Here is a 16,680-nt window from a genome sequence, read left to right as displayed (position 1 = left end):
CCGTTTCTCACAGCGTGACGCGGATCCCGACCGTTCCGTCCAGGCCCCGGCGCAGCCTGCTGCCGAAAAGGGTGAGCCGGCCGAGGATGCCGTACTTGCGGGACAGGAGCTGCCGGTAACGGGCCGTGGTCCCCGCGTCGCAGATCTCCGCGGTGGCCGGGATCTGGTCACCGGTCGGGTTGCCCCGTACATCGCAGGGGCCGACGAGGACGTCCGCGCGGGCCCGGATCCGCTTCACCTTCCAGGCGTCGGCCGCCGACCAGACGCCGAGCGCCTCCCCGTCGCGGACCACCCAGACGGGGGTGGCAACCGCGGTGCCGTTCCTGCGGAAGCTGGTGAGCAGCAGGTATTTGCCTGCGCCGAGCCGGTCCAGCGGGGTGTTGTCCATGGCGGGAAGTCTATGCAGACGCGCCCGGCCGGCACAGGTGAGGTGCGCGACGCCCGTCACGGGAGCGGCGGCGTGACCTGGAGTCCGACAGCGGAACCCGGCACCGCGGCCACGCATGTGCCCGTACCGGGTGACGCGCCCTGCTGAGCCCGGATGCGCCGGCATGTGCCCGGATCAGGCCAACACGGGCCCGCACATGGCTGGTTGGGACACCTCGGCAAGATCTTCCGGCACAGGATCACCGCGATGCCGTGAACGCGCCCGGCCCGGGCCACGTATGCAAGGAGGGCACTCAACGATCAGAGGGCCCTGCGGTGCAGTCACCGCTTGTTCGGGTTCGGGAGCCATGCATGAGGCACGCACGACGACGGGTCGTCCGGCGAGTGGCACGGCTGGCGGCCGTCGGCGGACTCCTCCTGGGAGGGACGATGGTCACGCGGGCCGTCGCGAGCGAGACTCCCGCCACCACCGTCCCGCCGCGCACGTACGCCATGGAGGCGGGGCAGACCGGGGCCGATCTCGTGGCGCGGCTCGGCAGCTCCCGTACGGCCGGCACCTGGATCGGCTCCGACGGCAAGCCGGTGGTGGCGGTCACGGACGAGAAGGCGGCCGCCGAGGTGCGCACCGCGGGCGCGGTGGCGAAGGTCGTCGAACACAGCATGGACGATCTCAAGTCGGCTGCGAAGACGCTGCGTTCGGCGCCCCGGGTCGCCGGTACCGCCTGGTCCATGGACTACCGGACCAATCAGGTGGTGGTGCAGGGCGACAGCACCGTCTCCGCCTCCGACTGGTCCGCGATGACGAAGGTCGCGGACGGCATCGGCGGCTTCGTGAAGACGGAGCGCGCCGAAGGCACGTTCACGCCCCGGCTGAACGGGGCGCAGCCGATCCTGTCGACCGGTGGGCGCTGTTCGGCGGGCTTCAACGTGACGAACGGTCAGAGCGACTTCATCCTCACCGCCGGGCACTGCGGCCCCACCGGTTCCATCTGGTTCTCGGACACCGGGGGCACCAACCAGCTGGGCAAGACGGTCACGCAGAACTTCCCGGGCAACGACTTCTCCCTGGTGCAGTACGCCAATGGGAAGGCGGGCGACGGCGCGGGCGTCGTGTTCATCGGCAACGGCAAGGGCGTGCAGATCACCGGCGCGGGCGATCCGACCATCGGCCAGCGGGTGTTCCGCAGCGGCAGCACCAGCGGACTGCGCGACGGCCAGGTGACCTCGCTCAACGCGACGGTGAACTACCCGGAGGGCACGGTCACCGGGCTGATCGAGACGAACGTGTGCGCCGAGCCCGGGGACAGCGGTGGCCCGATGTTCTCCGAGGGGATCGCGCTCGGCATCACCTCGGGCGGCAGCGGTGACTGCAAGCAGGGCGGTACGACGTTCTTCGAGCCGGTGTCCACGGCGTTGACGGCGCTCAACGTGAAGCTGCTCGTGTCGAACCCGGCCGCGGCCGGCGCACCGTCTCCCGCGCCGTCGGCCACCTCTGCGCAGGGCTCGGCTGCTCCGGGCGCCGCTTCTCCCGGTTCCTCGGCGGCGGTCGAGGGGGCGCCGGGCACACCTCTGTTGAGCCGGCTCACGGACACCCGGAACATCGGGCCCGGTCTGCTGGTCGTGGGGGGAAGCCTGATCGCCCTGGTGGCGACGCGGTACATCCGCTCGGAACAGGACCGCAGGGCCTATCAGCGGTACTACTCGGCGACTTGGGGCTGAGGACGCCTGGGGCGGAGACGTCTGGCGCGGGGGGTATCCGAGCTGGGGACGCCCCGAGGCCTGGGGTGTCCCCGCTGTCATCCCAGGCTGAGCAGCACCGTGGCGAGGGCCGCCCCCACAAGTCCGGCCGGCTGTTTCCCCTTGAGCCTCTCGTGCTGAGCCTCTCGTGCAGCAGCGCCAGTCCGAGGATCACGGGAAGGGCCGGATAGAGCGAGGCCCGCACGACGGCGACCGCCGCCCAACTGCCGTTGGGCGGCGAGGAGATAAAGGATGAGCCCGAGGGCTGCGCCTGCTCCGACCAGCAGCGCCTGAAGCGCTCGAAGGGGCGGAAGGCGCAGCCGCCCGGGGTGGCAGACCGCTGAGGCCAGCGCGAGAAGAGTGCCCCTTCCCTGGAGGATGCCCAGGGAAGGCGGCGGAGTCCCGCCGAACGGGACTGTCAGACCGCCTGGGCCGGATGAGGAGCGGCGAGGGCCCACTCCAGGACGAGACGCTGGTATTCCTCGCGCTGCTCGCCGCTCAGTGTCCCGCCCGCCCGGCGCCACAGGGCCCGGATCTCCTCGTTGACCTCGTCGGCCGATCGATCGGTAACGGGTTCAACAGTGGTGCACATGGTGTGAAGCATACGGTTCAGGAAGTGAAGGCACCGTGAGCGATCACGGAAGAAACGGGCATATCGGACCGTGTTACTGATCACGTCGTTCTGTCAAGGAGCACGGCTGCTTCACACCTCGGCCACACCCAGGACCAGCACCTGGATCGCCAGCACGGCCGCTCCCCGGGCCCAGTCGTGGAAGTCGGACACCTTGGTCTCCACGTCGATCGGGGCGGCCAGCGGGTGCCGGTGGGCGCGGATCGTGTCCTCGACGGTCTTGCCGGCGACGTCCATGAGCCCGACACCCTCACCGGCGAGCAGGATCTTCTGCGGCATGGCGAAGTTGGCGATCTGGGCGACCAGGACGCCGAGAGCACGCCCCGCCTCGTCGATGACGCGGGCGGGCATGGACTCGCCCGCCGCGGCGAGGGCGAGGATCTCCTCGTAGGTGTGGTCGCGGCCGGTGGCGGCCCGGACCTGGTAGCGGATGCTGGGGATGGCCAGGAGGGACACGGCGCTGCCGCGGGCGCCGTCGGGGGTGAGCGGGCCGTTGGGGTCGATGATCCAGTGCCGCCCGAAGCCGCGGTCCTCCTCGGCGTTGGGGACGCGCCGGCCGCCCAGGACGAGGCCGTAGCCGATGCCCGCGCCGATGGTGAGGACGACGAAGCGGTCGAGCCCGCGCCCGGCGCCGAACCAGGTCTCGGCCTCGACGAGGGCGCAGACGTCGTTCTCGACGACGACCGGCACCCCCGTGCGCTCCTCGACGAGTTCGCCCAGGGGGACGTCCCGCCAGTGCAGGAACGGGGACTCGCCGACCACGGCACGTTCCTGGACCAGTCCGCCGACCCCAATGCCGATGCCGGCGAGTCGCGGAGAGGTGCGGGCCAGTTCGGCGGTCATCTCCGCGAGCAGGTCGGCGACCCGAGCGGGGTCGTGGTCGGCGAGGGGGCGGTCGTGACGGGCGACGATCTCGCTCCTGAGGGTGGTGACGACGCCGTAGACCATGTCCTCGGTGATCTTGAAGCCGATGAAGGACCGGGACTCGGCGACGACGTCGAGGGGCTGCGAGGGCCGCCCCTGGCGCACCTCGGCCGGGGTGCCCGCCTCGGGGACCTCGATCAACAGGCCCGACTCGATGAGCGGCTTGGTCAGCCGGGTGAGGCTGCCCGCGGAGAGGTCGAGGCGGCGGGCGAGTTCGGTGCGTGACAGGGGCCCGTGGACGAGCACCTCGATCGCCACCGAGCGTTCACCGGTGCTCAGGGGTAGCCAGCTGGCGGCAACTGCGGTCATGAAGGTCAGACTCCCACACGATTTCTTTTCATCGCGAAAGCAACACCGTCACGCTAGGGCTGCAGCTTCGGCCTGAAAAGATATCTGCGCACCTCTTGACGCCTGGATTCTTCCGCCACAAAAGTAAGTGGTCGAGGATGAGCCGCCGCAGACAAGGGAGTCTCCCGATGACGATCGCCTCCAGCAGTCCCCCGTCGCGCCTGCCGACAGGCAGCGCGGAGGGGGCACGGGCCCCATCGAGGACCGATCGGAGCGGGGGCGGTCACAGCCGGGGGGACGGGCGGCTCGCCGCGGTGTTCATCGCGCCGGCCCTGGTGGGGTTCGTAGTCTTCCTGCTCTGGCCGACGCTGCGGGGCATCTATCTGAGCTTCACCCGCTTCAACCTGCTGACCCCGGCACAGTGGGTGGGCCTCGCCAACTACGACCGGATGGTCCACGACCCGATCTTCTGGGACTCGCTGAAGGTCACCGTCGAGTACGTGGTCATCAACATCGGCGTCCAGACCATGTCCGCCCTCGCCATCGCGGTTCTGCTGCAGCGCCTGACGCAGTCGGCGGTGCTGCGCGGAATCGTGCTCACCCCGTATCTGATGTCGAACGTCGTCGCGGGCCTGGTCTGGCTGTGGATCCTCGACAACCAGCTCGGCATCGGCAACGAGATCATCGCCGGGCTCGGCTTCGACCGGATCCCCTTCCTCGCCGACGAGACCTGGGCGATCCCGACGATCGCGCTGATCAACGTGTGGCGGCATGTCGGCTACACCGCGCTGCTGCTGTTCGCGGGGCTCATGGCCATTCCGGGTGACATGTACGAGGCGGCGAAGGTGGACGGCGCGAGCGAGTGGCGGATGTTCTGGCGGATCACCATGCCGCTGCTGCGGCCGGTCCTCGCGGTCGTGCTGATCATGACGGTGATCGGTTCGTTCCAGGTGTTCGACACGGTCGCCGTGACGACCGCGGGCGGCCCGGCGAACGCCACCAACGTGCTCCAGTTCTACATCTACCAATCGGCCTTCGGGCGCTTCCAGTTCGGCTACGCCTCCGCGATGTCCGTGGCCCTGCTGGTCGTGCTGAGCGCGATCACTTTCCTCCAGTACCGGCTCACCCGAGCCGGTCAGACCGACCTCGGCTGACCGGGAAGGAGTCGACATGGCTGCCGTTGCCACCACCACGACGACACGCGTACGGTCCACCGGGCGCCGTCCCCTCACTCCCGGCCGGGTCCTGGCCTGGGCGGCGCTGGGCGCGATCATGCTCGTGACCCTGCTGCCGTTCTACTGGATCCTGCGCACCGCGCTGTCCACCAACTCAGGGCTCGCCGCCCACGCCTCCGACCCCCTGCCGGTGGGCCTGACCGGCACCGGGTTCGCCCGCGCCCTGGGCCTGGAGTCCACCAAGGACGCGATCGCGCAGGGCGGTGCGGGCGGCGGACTGAAGTTCTGGCGCTACCTGCTCAACTCGGTGATCGTCTCCACCCTGGTGACCGCCTGCCAGATCTTCTTCTCCGCGATGGCCGCCTACGCGTTCGCCCGGCTGCGCTGGCGGGGCCGCGACCAGATGTTCGCGCTGTTCCTGGCCGGACTGATGGTGCCGACCATCTTCACCCTGCTGCCGAACTTCGTGCTCATCAAGGAACTCGGCCTGATCGACAACCTGTTGGGCATCGCGCTGCCGACGATGTTCATGACGCCGTTCGCGGTGTTCTTCCTGAGGCAGTTCTTCATGAACGTGCCCCGCGAGGTCGAGGAGGCGGCCCTGCTCGACGGTGCCGGGAAGGTGCGGATCTTCTTCCGGGTGCTGCTGCCGATGGCGTCCACGCCGGTCCTCACGCTGGCCGTGCTGACGTACATCACGTCCTGGAACGACTACTTCTGGCCGCTGATGGTGTCCTACAGCGACAGCTCACGCGTGCTGACCGTGGCGCTGGCCATCTTCCGGGCACAGACCCCGCAGACCGGCGTCGACTGGTCGGGCCTCATGGCGGCGACGCTCATCGCCGCGCTGCCGATGCTGGCGCTGTTCGGGTTCTTCGCGCGCCGCATCGTGTCCACCATCAGCTTCACCGGCATCAAGTAGAGGACCACGCATGCGACTTGGGACACGACGGATGCGACCGCACACCCGGCTGGCCGGCGTCCTCGCGCTGGGCCTGGTGGCGCTGACCGGCTGCGCGCAGGGCGGTACGACGGGCTCGGGGTCGGACACGGTCACCTACTGGCTGTGGGACTCCAACCAGCAGCCCGCCTACCAGGCCTGCGCCAAGGACTTCGAGAAGCAGAACCCCGGACTCCACGTGAAGATCACCCAGTTGGGCTGGGACGACTACTGGACCAAGCTCACCGCGAGCTTCATCGCGGGCACCGAGCCGGACGTGTTCACCGACCACATCCAGAAGTTCGGCCAGTTCGCCGACCTGAAGGTCCTCGAACCGCTCGACGACCTGGGCGTCGACGACTCCGCGTACCAGCCGGGCCTGGCGGCCAACTGGATGGGCCAGGACGGCCACCGCTACGGCGCCCCGAAGGACTGGGACACCGTCGCCCTCTTCTACAACAAGAAGCTGGCCGACGCCGCCGGGCTCACGGCCGCGCAGCTGAACGACCTGTCGTGGAACCCGAAGGACGGCGGCACCTTCGAGAAGGCCATCGCCCACCTCAGTGTCGACAGGAACGGCAAGCGGGGCGACGAACCCGGCTTCGACAAGAACAGCGTCAAGGTGTACGGCCTGGCCACCAACGGCGGCGGGGACGGCGACGGCCAGACCCAGTGGAGCACCTTCGCGGCCTCCGCGGGCTGGAACTACACCGACGAGAAGCGGTGGGGCACGAAGTACCGGTACGACAGCACGAAGTTCCAGTCCGTCATCAAGTGGTACTTCGGCCTGGCCAAGAAGGGCTACATGGCACCCTTCACGGACTACAACTCCCAGTCCAACCAGGCCAACACCCAGATCGCGGCCGGCAAGGCGGCAACCGCCTTCGACGGGGCCTGGATGATCTCGACGTACGCCGGCTTCAAGGGCCTCGACATGCGTACGGCCGTCACGCCCGTGGGCCCCACGGGCAAGCGCGCCACCATGATGAACGGCCTCGCCGACTCCATCACCAAGAACGCCCGTAACAAGGAAGGCGCCCGCAAGTGGGTGAAGTACCTGTCGTCGAACGAGTGCCAGAAGACGGTGGGCGGTTACGGCATCGTCTTCCCGGCCACCCCTGACGGCACCGCCGCCGCCGTGGCCGCCTACAAGAAGAAGGGCATCGACGTCACGGCCTTCACCGAGCCGATCGCCGACAAGAAGGACTTCACCACCTTCTCCTACCCCATCACCAACTACGCGGCGGACGTGTACGCGTTGATGCATCCCGCCATGCAGGACATCTTCGGCAACGGCAGGTCGGTGACCAGCCTCGACCGGACCAACGACCAGATCAACCTGATCCTCTCCCAGTGATCTCTCCTCCGAAGGGCACGCACGTCATGACGTTCTCGATCGGCATCGTCGGCGCCGGCCAGTTCTCCGGCCAGTTCGCCACGCTGTTCCAGGCCCACCCCGGTGTCGGTGACGTCTACGTCACCGATCTGCTGCCCGAACGGGCCGAGCGGCTCGCCGTCGCGCAGGGACTGGCCGGCACCTTCCCCACGTACGAGGCCATGCTGGAGGCGCAGGAGGTCGACGCGGTCGCGATCTTCACCCAGCGCTGGACGCACGGCCCGCTGGTGCTCCAGGGCCTGAACGCCGGCAAGCACGTGTACTCCGCGGTCCCCATGGCGATCACCACGGAGGAGATCGCGGCGATCATCGACGCGGTCCGGGCGACCGGGCTGACGTACATGATGGGCGAGACCAGCCAGTACAACCCGGCAACCGTGCACGCCCGCAACCAGATCGCCGAGGGCGCCTTCGGGCGGCTCTTCTACGCCGAGGGCGACTACGTCCACGACATGGACCTCGGGTTCTACGAGGCGTACCAGTACAGCGGCGGCGAGAAGTGGAAGGAGACCGCCAGCTATCCCCCGCTGCTCTACCCCACGCACTCGGTGGGCGGGGTGCTGGGCGCCTGGCAGACGCACGCGGTGAGCGTGTCGGCGATCGGTGTCGTCGACGACCGCGGGGACGGGGTGTTCGACAAGGACGTCAGCCGGTTCGGCAACGACATCTCGAACGCGACCGCGCTGTTCGAGGTGGCGGGCGGCGGGTCGTTCCGCACCAACGAGTTCCGGCGGGTCGGCTATCCGTCCCACATCCGGGAGTCGCGTTTCCGGTTCTTCGGGACGGAGGCGAGCATGGAGCAGCTCGCCACGGTCGCCTTCTGGCAGGACAAGAAGGGCGTCAAGGACATCAGCGAGCTCCTTGAGCCCAAGCCCACCATGTCTCCTGACGACCCGTCACTTCAGCACATCGCGCCGGAACTCCGGGCCGCGTTCACCTCGGGCTCGGCCCCGGTGCACGACCGGGCACGGCTGCCGCGGGCGTTCGACAACCTGCACAACGGTCACGAGGGCAGCCACCACTTCCTGGTGGACGACTTCGTGACCGCGGTGAACACCAGGTCGCTGCCCTCGGTCAACGCCTGGGTGGCGGCCCGCTACACCCTGCCGGGCATCATCGCGCACGATTCGGCGCGGCAGGGTGGAGCCAGGCTGGAGATCCCGGACTTCGGAGACGCGCCTGACGCGTGACGCCGGCGTCACGCCGGGCGCCTGCTGTCTCAGGTGCCCGGCTTGCGGCCGTACACGAAGACGTCGTCGCCCGTCTTGAGGAGGGACCAGTACTTCTTGGCGTCCTTGGGCGTCATGTTGGTGCAGCCGTGCGAGCCGGGCGGGTTCCACATGCTGAGATTCACCGAGTGGAAGGCCTGGCCGCCGTCGAAGAACTGGCTGTAGGGCATCGGCACGTTGTAGATGTTCGACACGTGATCGATGTCACGCCAGTAGATCTTCTTCAGGCCGGTGCGGGTCTCGTAGCCGTCACGGCCCGTGCGGACCGGGACCGGGCCGTAGACGAGCCGGCTGCCGTCCTGGATCCAGCTCAGCTGGAGGGTGAGGTTCACGCAGGCGATGCGGCCCTTGTTGGTCGGGCACTTGCCGTCCCTGTTGGGGTTGCTGCCGACGGCCTTCTGCTTGTTCATGAGATCCATCACGCCCCAGGTGACGGATCCCGCGTAGCCGATGTTCGGTGTGATGCCGTGCTTGGTCTGGAAGGCCTTGATCGCCTTGCAGTCGGCGGTGGACTGCCTGCCGTCGACCGGTCGGCCGAGGAACTTCTCCACCTGCTTCTGGTACGGCCCCGCCTGCGTGGTGCAGCTCGCCGCCTGTGCGGGCGCGGCGCCCAGCGCGAGCGTCAGCGGTGCGACGAGTCCGGTGATCCCGAGTGCGATGGCACCCCGTCTGCGTATGTCCCCCATGGCCTGTCTCCTCAGTACGGTTCTGCGATCTCTGCCCTTTAGACCGGTGTCCGCACGTGTTCGTTGTACCGCCGGGCACGCTGCGACGAAACGGTGACAAACCTCGACGTTCACCCGGGTCGCGAGGCGAGGCTACCCGCCGGGTGCCGGCTGAGACGCAGCGCGGTCCACGGTTGTGGCTGATCACACAGGTCCGCGCCGGGGGTGATCGGCGCGATCAATTCGGTGCCGGTGCCTGCTCGGGCATCACGGCCCGCTGGGCCGGGAGGTGGCGCCGTGAGCGGACGGGCGACAGGAACACCGGCAGGAAGGCCACGGCGATCAGGGCGCCGCCCAGCCACAACGTCGCGCGTACTCCCGCCAGTTCACCGACAAGGCCGGACAGTGCGGCGCCGATCGCGAGGGATCCGGTCAGCACGAACCGGAAAGTGGCGTTCATACGGCCCAGCAGGTCGTCCGGGGTCATGCGCTGGCGCAGGCTCACGCCCAGGACGTTGTCCGTGCCGGTCTTGAAGAGGGCCAGCACCCAGCCCGCGCCCGCGAGCCACAGCCAGGGGCCCCGGCCGATCAGCGGCACGAGCAGTGCTGCGGGTGCCAGTACCGCACCGGCCAGGCCGAGCGTACGGCCGTATCCCAGTCGCCCGGCGAGCGGGCGGGCGCAGCGGGCGCCGATGAGCAGGCCGACCCCGCCGGCCGCCCAGAAGGCGCCCAACGCCGCTGCGGGAAGGCGTAGTTCGCGCACGAACAGGATCGGGAGCATGGTGTTGACGGTCTGCATGCCCAGGTTGGTGAGGGCGGCGGTCAGCGCGAGGGCGCGCAGCTCCGGGTTGCCGAAGACGTGGCGCAGCCCTTCGGCGATCTGGGCCCGCAGGGGCGTGCCGCGCACGGGGACGGGTGCGGCGGCCTCGCGGCGGAGGAAGGCGAGCTGGACGGCCGAGGCGAAGTAGGTGAGCGAGGCGCAGAGGACGGCGACGGGTGCGGTGAGCAGTTGCACCAGGGCGCCGCCCACGCTGCGTCCGGCGATGGTGCCGGCCGCCTGGAGTCCGACCATGGCGGTGTTCGCGGGTACGAGGGCCGCACGGTCCACGAGCCGGGGCAGGAAGCTCTGCGAGCCGACGTCGAAGAACACGGTGGCGCAGCCGCTCAGGAGGACGACCGCGTACAGCTGGCCGAGGGTGAGCGCGTCCGTCCACCAGGCGATCGGGACGGAGGCGAACAGGGCCCCGCGGGCCAGGTCCGCCCCGACGAGCACCGTGCGCTGCCGCATCCGGTCCACCCAGGCTCCGGCGGGCAGCCCGATGAGCAGGAACGCCAGGGTGCTGAGCGTGGCCAGGGCGCCGACCTGACCCGGGTCGGCGTCCAGGGCCACGACGGCGGTCAGGGGTATCGCGACATAGCTGACGTTCGCCCCGAGCTGGCTGAGCGTGCTGGCGGCGAACAAGGTGCGGAAGTCGGCGGTGCGCCAGGGGGACGCGGGAGGGGGTATCGGCACACGAGAACGCTGCCCGAGAGATCCACGAAGGACAAGTGAAAAGATCTACCGCAACCTTTAAGCGCCTCTAAATGGATGGACCGTCGCGTGGAACCCGGTGTTGACCGCGGTGAGGCCACCGTCGACCACCAGGGTCGTGCCGGTGATCCAGGCGGCGTCGCGGGAGGCGAGGAAGGCGACGGCGGCGGCGATGTCCTCGGGTTCGCCGACCCGGCCGAGCGGGTACAGCCGTCGCATCGCGGTGAGTTCGTCCTCCCGCCCCTCCCAGGCCGAGGTGCGGACCGTGCCCGGGACGACCATGTTGACGCGTACCCCGCGGGCGGCCGCGTGTCCGGCGAGGGTGCGGGTCAGAGAGCCGAGGCCCGCCTTGGCCGCACTGTAGGCGTGGTTGCCGAAGTCCTGGAGGGCGTTGACGGAACCGATGGTGACGATCGCACCGCGTCCGGAGGCGGCCAGGTGCGGGAGCGCGGCGCGCGAGCAGCGGTACGGTCCGCCGAGGGTGACGTCGAGGTCCCGGTCCCACTCGTCGTCGGCGTCGTCCTCGAAGCGGGGGGTCTCGGGAGTGCACCGGGCGGCGCAGTTGACCAGCACGTCGAGCGAGCCGAACGCGTCGACGGCGTGGGCGATGGCCGCCTCGATGGCCGAACGGTCCGCCACGTCGCACGCCAACGCCCGCGCGGACAGGCCCTGTTCACGCAGACCAGCGGCGGTCTCCTCGACGACGGTGCCGTCCCGGTCGGTGAGCAGAACCGCCGCCCCCTCCTCGGCGAGGCGACGGGCCGCGGCGGCGCCGATGCCGCGCGCCGCGCCCGTGAGGAGAACTCCGTGTCCCTCGAAGCGGTTGGTGTGTGTCATGCGACCGAACGTAGTCCCTGAGCCGGCAGGCGTGGATGGAGCGCCGGCGCACCGGCGCGAGACGTGCCGGATCAGCGGTAGCCCGACACGTCCGCCGGTTTGCCCGCGTCCTGGACCTCCACCAGATAGCGCCAGGCGTCGGGGCGGCTGCCGTCGAGGTCGGTGAAGCCGTACGTCCGGGCCAGCGAGCCGCTGTCGAGGGACGCGCCGTTCCAGCGGGCCACGTCCGGGTCGGCGGCCAGCGCGGCCACTGCGCGGCCCACGTAGCGCGGGGTCTCCGAGATGGCGAAGTGGGGGACGCGGTCCAGGGCGTCGTACCAGTTGTCCTCGCCTACTCCGAAGGCATCGAGCATCATCTCCGAGCGCAGCCAGCCGGGGGTGAGCGCGACGGCGGTGGCGCCGCGCGGGCCGAGTTCGTGGCCGAGGGAGAAGGCCATGCGCAGGACGGATGTCTTGGCGAGGTCGTAGAAGAAGGAGTTGCGGTAGTTCCCGCGGTTGTAGGCGTCGGTTCCGTCGGTCATCTCGACGACCAGGCCGCCGGGGCGGCGCAGCAGCAGGGGCAGGGCGTGGTGGCTGGTGATCGCGTGGGTCTCCACCGCGAGCCTGAGCAGCCTGAGTCCGTTGTCGAGGTCGTGCTCCCACACCGGGCTGTCCCACTCGAAGAGGTGCTCGCCGCCCCAGATGTCGTTGACGAGGACGTCGAGGCGGTCCTGCTCGTCGGCGACGCGGGCGACGAGCGCGCGGACCTGTGCCGGGTCCAGGTGGTCGGTGGGGACCGCGATGCCCTGGCCGCCGGCCGCGGTGACGAGGTCGGCGGTGTCCTCGACGGTCTCGGGGCGGTCGCACTCGGAGCGGCGGGCCCGGGTGCTGCGTCCGGTGACGTACACGGTGGCACCGGCCGCCCCCAGCTCCACGGCGATCCCGCGTCCGGCTCCCCTTGTCGCTCCGGCGACCAGCGCGACCCTGCCCTCCAGCGGCTGTGACATGTCCGACCTCCCGTTGTGCCCGATGTCGCCTGTGGCTTGTCGGTTCGAGCATGACGGGGAAGTCGGACAACCTCTGTCGTGTTTTGTACGGCGTCACCCACCTGTCGGCGTCAGTGGCCGCGGGCGATCCACTCCTGCAGGTTCGGAGCCTCCGCACCGATGGTGGTGGGGTCTCCGTGACCGGTGAGGACCTTCGTCTCGGGCGGCAGGGCCAGCAGCCGGTCGCGGATCGAGTCGATGATCGTCGGGAAGTGCGACCAGGAGCGGCCGGTGGCGCCGGGCCCGCCCTTGAACAGGGTGTCGCCGGTGAAGACGGTGGCGAGGCCCGGGTCGTAGAGGCAGACGGCACCCGGCGCGTGGCCGGGGGTGTGCAGCACCCTGAGGTCGGCGCCCGCGGCCTCGATGACCTGCCCGTCCCGCAGGTGGGCGTCGGGGTCACGGTCGGGGTGGGTCTGCTTCCACAGCGGCAGGTCGTCGGGGTGCAGCCAGATCGTCGCGCCGGTGCGGTCGGCGAGGGCGGGCGCCGCGTCGATGTGGTCGTTGTGGGCGTGGGTGCAGACGATCGCGGTGAGCCTGCGGTCGCCCACGGCCTCGGCGATGGCGTCGGCGTCGTGGGCGGCGTCGATGACGATCACCTCATGGTCGTCGCCGACGATCCAGACGTTGTTGTCGACGTCCCAGGTGCCGCCGTCGAGGCTGAACTGCCCCGAGGTGACGAGGCGTTCGATGCGGGCGGCCATCAGAGCACCACCACCGAACGCAGGACGTCGCCGTCGTGCATGCGCTCGAACGCCTTCTCCACCTCGTCGAGTTGGATGGTCTCGGTCACGAACGCCTCCAGGTCCAGGCGGCCCTGCAGGTGCAGGTCGATCAGCATCGGGAAGTCACGGGAGGGCAGACAGTCGCCGTACCAGGACGACTTGAGCGAGCCGCCGCGGCCGAAGACGTCCAGCAGGGGAAGCTCCAGCTTCATCTCGGGGGTCGGCACGCCGACCAGGACGACGGTGCCGGCGAGGTCGCGGGCGTAGAAGGCCTGCTTGTACGTCTCGGGGCGCCCGACCGCCTCGATGACGACGTCGGCACCGAAGCCGCCGGTCAGTTCGCGGATCGCCTCCACGGGGTCGTTCTCGCGCGAGTTGACGGTGTGCGTGGCGCCCATGGTGCGGGCCTTCTCCAGCTTGCGGTCGTCGATGTCCACGGCGATGATCCTCGCCGCGCCCGCGAGGTTCGATCCGGCGATCGCCGCGTCGCCGACACCACCGCAGCCGATGACGGCGACGGTGTCGCCCCGGCCGACGTTCCCGGTGTTGATCGCGGCACCGATTCCGGCCATCACCCCGCAGCCCAGCAGCCCCGCGACGGCAGCCGAGACCGACGGGTCGACCTTGGTGCACTGTCCGGCGGCGACCAGCGTCTTCTCGGCGAAGGCGCCGATACCCAGGGCGGGCGAGAGCTCCTGGCCGGTCGAGGCGAGGGTCATCCGCTGCTCGGCGTTGTGGGTGTCGAAGCAGTACCAGGGCCGCCCGCGCAGACAGGCCCGGCAGTTCCCGCACACCGCGCGCCAGTTGAGGATCACGAAGTCGCCGGGCGCGACATCGGTGACCCCCGCGCCGACGGACTCCACGACACCGGCGGCCTCGTGGCCGAGCAGGAACGGGAACTCGTCGTTGATGCCGCCCTGCTTGTAGTGCAGATCGGTGTGACAGACCCCGCAGGCCTGCACCTGTACGACGGCCTCTCCCGGTCCCGGGTCCGGCACCAGGATCGTCTCCACCCGCACCGGCTCGTCCTTGCCGGGTGCGATCACTCCGCGTACCTCCTGCGCCATGGCCTGACCCCTTCTGTCGCCCGGTGCACGTCCCTGCCGACCCTACGCGTGACTGATCGGTAACGGCACTCGGACCAGGCCGGAGGAGCAGGCCGGGCGACCGGGACGGAGGGGGCTGGGCGACCGCACGTCGCCAGAGCGCCGACGTAGCCTGAAGGCTCAGCACGTCACCGGGCACGAGGGAGCACCGTGAGCACTGCCGAGACGGAGAGCGGCCCGCCCACCTGGCGGCTGCTCCTCGGATACGTGAGGCCGCACCGGTGGACCCTGCTCGCGGGTGCCGTGCTCTCGCTCCTGACCGGGGCCACCGGCCTGCTGCTGCCCCTGGTGGCACGGGAGTTGATCGACGACCTGTCCCACGACCGCACGATCACCGGCGCGTTGTTCATCATGTCGGCGCTCGTGATCACCAACGCGGCGATGGGCGGACTGGGTTCGTATGTGCTGCGGCGCACCGCGGAGTCGGTGGTGCTGGGCGCGCGGCGCGCCCTGTCGTCGTATCTGCTGCGGCTGCGCATCCCGGCCGTGGACCGTACCGAACCCGGCGATCTGATGGCCCGGATCACCTCGGACACCACCCTGCTGCGCGAGGTCACCACCGACTCGCTGGTGGGCCTTGGCACCGGCGGCCTCACGCTGGTGGCGACCGTGGTGATGATGGGCCTGGTCGACCCGGTGCTGCTGGGCGTCACGCTGGCGGTGATCCTGGCCGCGGGCACGGTGCTCGGGGTGATCGTGCCGCGCATCAACCGGGCGAGCCGGCAGGCGCAGGACGCGGTCGGTGTGATGGGCGCGTCGCTGGAGCGGATCCTCGGGGCGCTGCGCACGGTGAAGGCGTCCGGGGCCGAGCACCGGGAGGAGCTGACGCTGCACGCGGCGGCCGAGGAGTCGTGGCGGCAGAGCGTGCGGGCCGCCAAGTGGTCGGCCGCAGCGGGCAACACGGCGGGCCTCGCGATGCAGATCGCGTTCATCACGGTGCTCGCGGTGGGCGGGGCGCGGGTCGCGACCGGGGCGATCGACGTCGGCACGCTGGTGGCGTTCCTGCTGTACGTCTTCTATCTCATGTCGCCGATCCAGCAGGTCGTGGGGGCGATCACGCAGTACCAGACGGGTGCGGCGGCGCTCGCCCGCATCCAGGAGGCACTGAGCCTGCCGGCCGAACCGGCGGCTCTGCCCGCGCCGTTGCCCGCGGACGGCGCGGCACCGGCGGCCGTCGCCTTCGCGGACGTCCGGTTCCGGTATGCCGACGATCTGCCGTACGTCCATCACGGCGTGACCTTCGATGTGCCGGCGCGGGGCATGACGGCGTTCGTCGGGCCTTCGGGGGCGGGCAAGACGACGGTGTTCTCGCTGATCGAGCGGTTCTACGATCCCGAGTCCGGGGCGGTGACGCTGGACGGGCGGGATCTCGCCGAGTGGGATCTGCCCCAACTCCGCTCCGCCATCGGGTATGTGGAGCAGGACGCGCCGGTGCTGTCGGGGTCGCTGCGGGAGAACCTGCTGCTGGGGAACCCGACGGCGGACGAGGACGCGGTGGCGCGGGTGCTGAAGACGACGCGTCTGGACGGGCTGGTGGCCAAGCTGCCCGGCGGCCTTGAGACGCTGGTCGGGCATCGGGGGACCAAGCTGTCGGGCGGTGAGCGGCAACGGGTGGCGATCGCCCGTGCGTTGCTGCGGCGGCCCCGGCTGTTGCTCCTTGACGAGGCCACGTCCCAGCTGGACGCGGTGAACGAGGCGGCGCTGCGGGACACGGTGGCCGATGTGGCGCGTACGACCACGGTGTTGGTCGTGGCGCATCGGTTGTCCACGGTGACGATGGCCGACCGGATCGTGGTGATGGATGCGGGGCGGGTGCGGGCCGTGGGAACGCACCAGGAGCTGGTCGCCGGGGATCCGCTGTACGCGGAGCTGGCGGCGACGCAGTTCCTCGCCACCGCAGGGTGAGTTCGCGCCGTCGGCTTCCCGGCCGTCTGAGCCGCACGGCATCTCCTGCTCGCGGGCGCGTGGATCGTGTGGAACACGCGGCAGCCCGTCCGGGTGCGGCTGACGTGCCGGCCGACGCCCTCGTCCACCGGTCGACGGAAGTCCGTTCCACCCGAGCACGGGCGCACCCCCAGCGGCGGGCG

At 70.1% G+C, this 16,680-nt stretch carries 15 protein-coding genes; 6 read left to right on the top strand and 9 right to left on the bottom strand.

Annotation, left to right across the window (positions count from 1 at the left end; all coding sequences use genetic code 11):
• Positions 1 to 7: 7 nt before the first annotated feature.
• Positions 8 to 388: a PPOX class F420-dependent oxidoreductase gene (locus ACZ48Z_RS20475; protein ID WP_468737262.1), complete on the bottom strand. Its 381-nt coding sequence runs from the start codon at positions 386 to 388 to the stop codon at positions 8 to 10.
• A 350-nt stretch (positions 389 to 738) separates the two neighbouring features.
• Between ACZ48Z_RS20475 and ACZ48Z_RS20470 the strand changes: the two genes are divergently transcribed.
• Positions 739 to 2,106, top strand: coding sequence for a S1 family peptidase (locus ACZ48Z_RS20470; RefSeq protein WP_468737261.1), 1,368 nt, complete (start codon positions 739 to 741; stop codon positions 2,104 to 2,106).
• 436 nt (positions 2,107 to 2,542) lie between these two features.
• Here ACZ48Z_RS20470 and ACZ48Z_RS20465 read toward each other — a convergent pair whose 3' ends face one another.
• Both ACZ48Z_RS20465 and ACZ48Z_RS20460 read right to left on the bottom strand, forming a co-directional pair.
• Positions 2,543 to 2,728: a hypothetical protein gene (locus tag ACZ48Z_RS20465; protein WP_468737260.1), complete on the bottom strand. Its 186-nt coding sequence runs from the start codon at positions 2,726 to 2,728 to the stop codon at positions 2,543 to 2,545.
• 99 nt (positions 2,729 to 2,827) lie between these two features.
• Entirely contained in the window at positions 2,828 to 3,988 is a 1,161-nt protein-coding gene (locus tag ACZ48Z_RS20460; RefSeq protein ID WP_468737259.1) for an ROK family protein, read from the bottom strand.
• Positions 3,989 to 4,155: 167 nt separating this feature from the next.
• Here ACZ48Z_RS20460 and ACZ48Z_RS20455 point away from each other — a divergent pair, with 167 nt between their 5' ends.
• Genes ACZ48Z_RS20455 through ACZ48Z_RS20440 form a run of 4 tightly spaced genes read left to right on the top strand, consistent with a single transcriptional unit; the run spans position 4,156 to position 8,668 of the window.
• Positions 4,156 to 5,121, top strand: coding sequence for a carbohydrate ABC transporter permease (locus tag ACZ48Z_RS20455; RefSeq protein ID WP_468737258.1), 966 nt, complete (start codon positions 4,156 to 4,158; stop codon positions 5,119 to 5,121).
• Between the two features lie 16 nt (positions 5,122 to 5,137).
• Complete coding sequence (locus ACZ48Z_RS20450; RefSeq protein WP_468737257.1) at positions 5,138 to 6,064, top strand: carbohydrate ABC transporter permease; 927 nt, start codon at positions 5,138 to 5,140, stop codon at positions 6,062 to 6,064.
• Positions 6,065 to 6,095: 31 nt separating this feature from the next.
• The gene (locus tag ACZ48Z_RS20445; protein ID WP_468737256.1) at positions 6,096 to 7,439 is read left to right on the top strand and encodes an ABC transporter substrate-binding protein; all 1,344 of its coding nucleotides are present in this window, start codon (positions 6,096 to 6,098) and stop codon (positions 7,437 to 7,439) included.
• 26 nt (positions 7,440 to 7,465) lie between these two features.
• Complete coding sequence (locus ACZ48Z_RS20440; protein ID WP_468737364.1) at positions 7,466 to 8,668, top strand: Gfo/Idh/MocA family protein; 1,203 nt, start codon at positions 7,466 to 7,468, stop codon at positions 8,666 to 8,668.
• 29 nt (positions 8,669 to 8,697) lie between these two features.
• Here the strand turns inward: ACZ48Z_RS20440 and ACZ48Z_RS20435 are convergent, their stop codons facing one another.
• The 6 genes from ACZ48Z_RS20435 to ACZ48Z_RS20410 form a co-directional block, all read right to left on the bottom strand.
• Positions 8,698 to 9,393 (bottom strand): L,D-transpeptidase family protein, encoded by a 696-nt coding sequence (locus ACZ48Z_RS20435; protein ID WP_468737255.1) that lies wholly within the window; start codon positions 9,391 to 9,393, stop codon positions 8,698 to 8,700.
• A gap of 217 nt (positions 9,394 to 9,610) precedes the next feature.
• Positions 9,611 to 10,885: an MFS transporter gene (locus ACZ48Z_RS20430; RefSeq protein ID WP_468737254.1), complete on the bottom strand. Its 1,275-nt coding sequence runs from the start codon at positions 10,883 to 10,885 to the stop codon at positions 9,611 to 9,613.
• A 57-nt stretch (positions 10,886 to 10,942) separates the two neighbouring features.
• Positions 10,943 to 11,740, bottom strand: a complete 798-nt coding sequence (locus ACZ48Z_RS20425) for an SDR family NAD(P)-dependent oxidoreductase (RefSeq protein WP_468737253.1) — start codon at positions 11,738 to 11,740, stop codon at positions 10,943 to 10,945.
• A gap of 71 nt (positions 11,741 to 11,811) precedes the next feature.
• The gene (locus ACZ48Z_RS20420; protein ID WP_468737252.1) at positions 11,812 to 12,726 is read right to left on the bottom strand and encodes an SDR family oxidoreductase; all 915 of its coding nucleotides are present in this window, start codon (positions 12,724 to 12,726) and stop codon (positions 11,812 to 11,814) included.
• 110 nt (positions 12,727 to 12,836) lie between these two features.
• On the bottom strand, positions 12,837 to 13,466 hold the full coding sequence (locus ACZ48Z_RS20415; RefSeq protein ID WP_468737251.1) for an MBL fold metallo-hydrolase: 630 nt from the start codon (positions 13,464 to 13,466) through the stop codon (positions 12,837 to 12,839).
• Entirely contained in the window at positions 13,466 to 14,554 is a 1,089-nt protein-coding gene (locus ACZ48Z_RS20410) for an S-(hydroxymethyl)mycothiol dehydrogenase (RefSeq protein ID WP_468737250.1), read from the bottom strand. Before ACZ48Z_RS20410 ends, ACZ48Z_RS20415 begins: the two co-directional genes overlap by 1 nt.
• Before the next feature lie 189 nt (positions 14,555 to 14,743).
• Here ACZ48Z_RS20410 and ACZ48Z_RS20405 point away from each other — a divergent pair, with 189 nt between their 5' ends.
• Complete coding sequence (locus tag ACZ48Z_RS20405) at positions 14,744 to 16,498, top strand: ABC transporter ATP-binding protein (RefSeq protein WP_468737249.1); 1,755 nt, start codon at positions 14,744 to 14,746, stop codon at positions 16,496 to 16,498.
• Positions 16,499 to 16,680: the final 182 nt, after the last annotated feature.

It is taken from the genome of Streptomyces sp. NPDC031225, assembly GCF_055570355.1.
This window is presented reverse-complemented; position numbering and strand designations above follow the sequence as displayed.

Bases quoted from the DNA above. Each gene is read 5' to 3' on its own strand.
- ACZ48Z_RS20475 (WP_468737262.1), bottom strand. From the start codon at position 388: ATGGACAACACCCCGCTGGACCGGCTCGGCGCAGGCAAATACCTGCTG.
- ACZ48Z_RS20470 (WP_468737261.1), top strand. From the start codon at position 739: ATGAGGCACGCACGACGACGGGTCGTCCGGCGAGTGGCACGGCTGGCG.
- ACZ48Z_RS20465 (WP_468737260.1), bottom strand. From the start codon at position 2,728: ATGCTTCACACCATGTGCACCACTGTTGAACCCGTTACCGATCGATCG.
- ACZ48Z_RS20460 (WP_468737259.1), bottom strand. From the start codon at position 3,988: ATGACCGCAGTTGCCGCCAGCTGGCTACCCCTGAGCACCGGTGAACGC.
- ACZ48Z_RS20455 (WP_468737258.1), top strand. From the start codon at position 4,156: ATGACGATCGCCTCCAGCAGTCCCCCGTCGCGCCTGCCGACAGGCAGC.
- ACZ48Z_RS20450 (WP_468737257.1), top strand. From the start codon at position 5,138: ATGGCTGCCGTTGCCACCACCACGACGACACGCGTACGGTCCACCGGG.
- ACZ48Z_RS20445 (WP_468737256.1), top strand. From the start codon at position 6,096: ATGCGACCGCACACCCGGCTGGCCGGCGTCCTCGCGCTGGGCCTGGTG.
- ACZ48Z_RS20440 (WP_468737364.1), top strand. From the start codon at position 7,466: ATGACGTTCTCGATCGGCATCGTCGGCGCCGGCCAGTTCTCCGGCCAG.
- ACZ48Z_RS20435 (WP_468737255.1), bottom strand. From the start codon at position 9,393: ATGGGGGACATACGCAGACGGGGTGCCATCGCACTCGGGATCACCGGA.
- ACZ48Z_RS20425 (WP_468737253.1), bottom strand. From the start codon at position 11,740: ATGACACACACCAACCGCTTCGAGGGACACGGAGTTCTCCTCACGGGC.
- ACZ48Z_RS20420 (WP_468737252.1), bottom strand. From the start codon at position 12,726: ATGTCACAGCCGCTGGAGGGCAGGGTCGCGCTGGTCGCCGGAGCGACA.
- ACZ48Z_RS20415 (WP_468737251.1), bottom strand. From the start codon at position 13,466: ATGGCCGCCCGCATCGAACGCCTCGTCACCTCGGGGCAGTTCAGCCTC.
- ACZ48Z_RS20410 (WP_468737250.1), bottom strand. From the start codon at position 14,554: ATGGCGCAGGAGGTACGCGGAGTGATCGCACCCGGCAAGGACGAGCCG.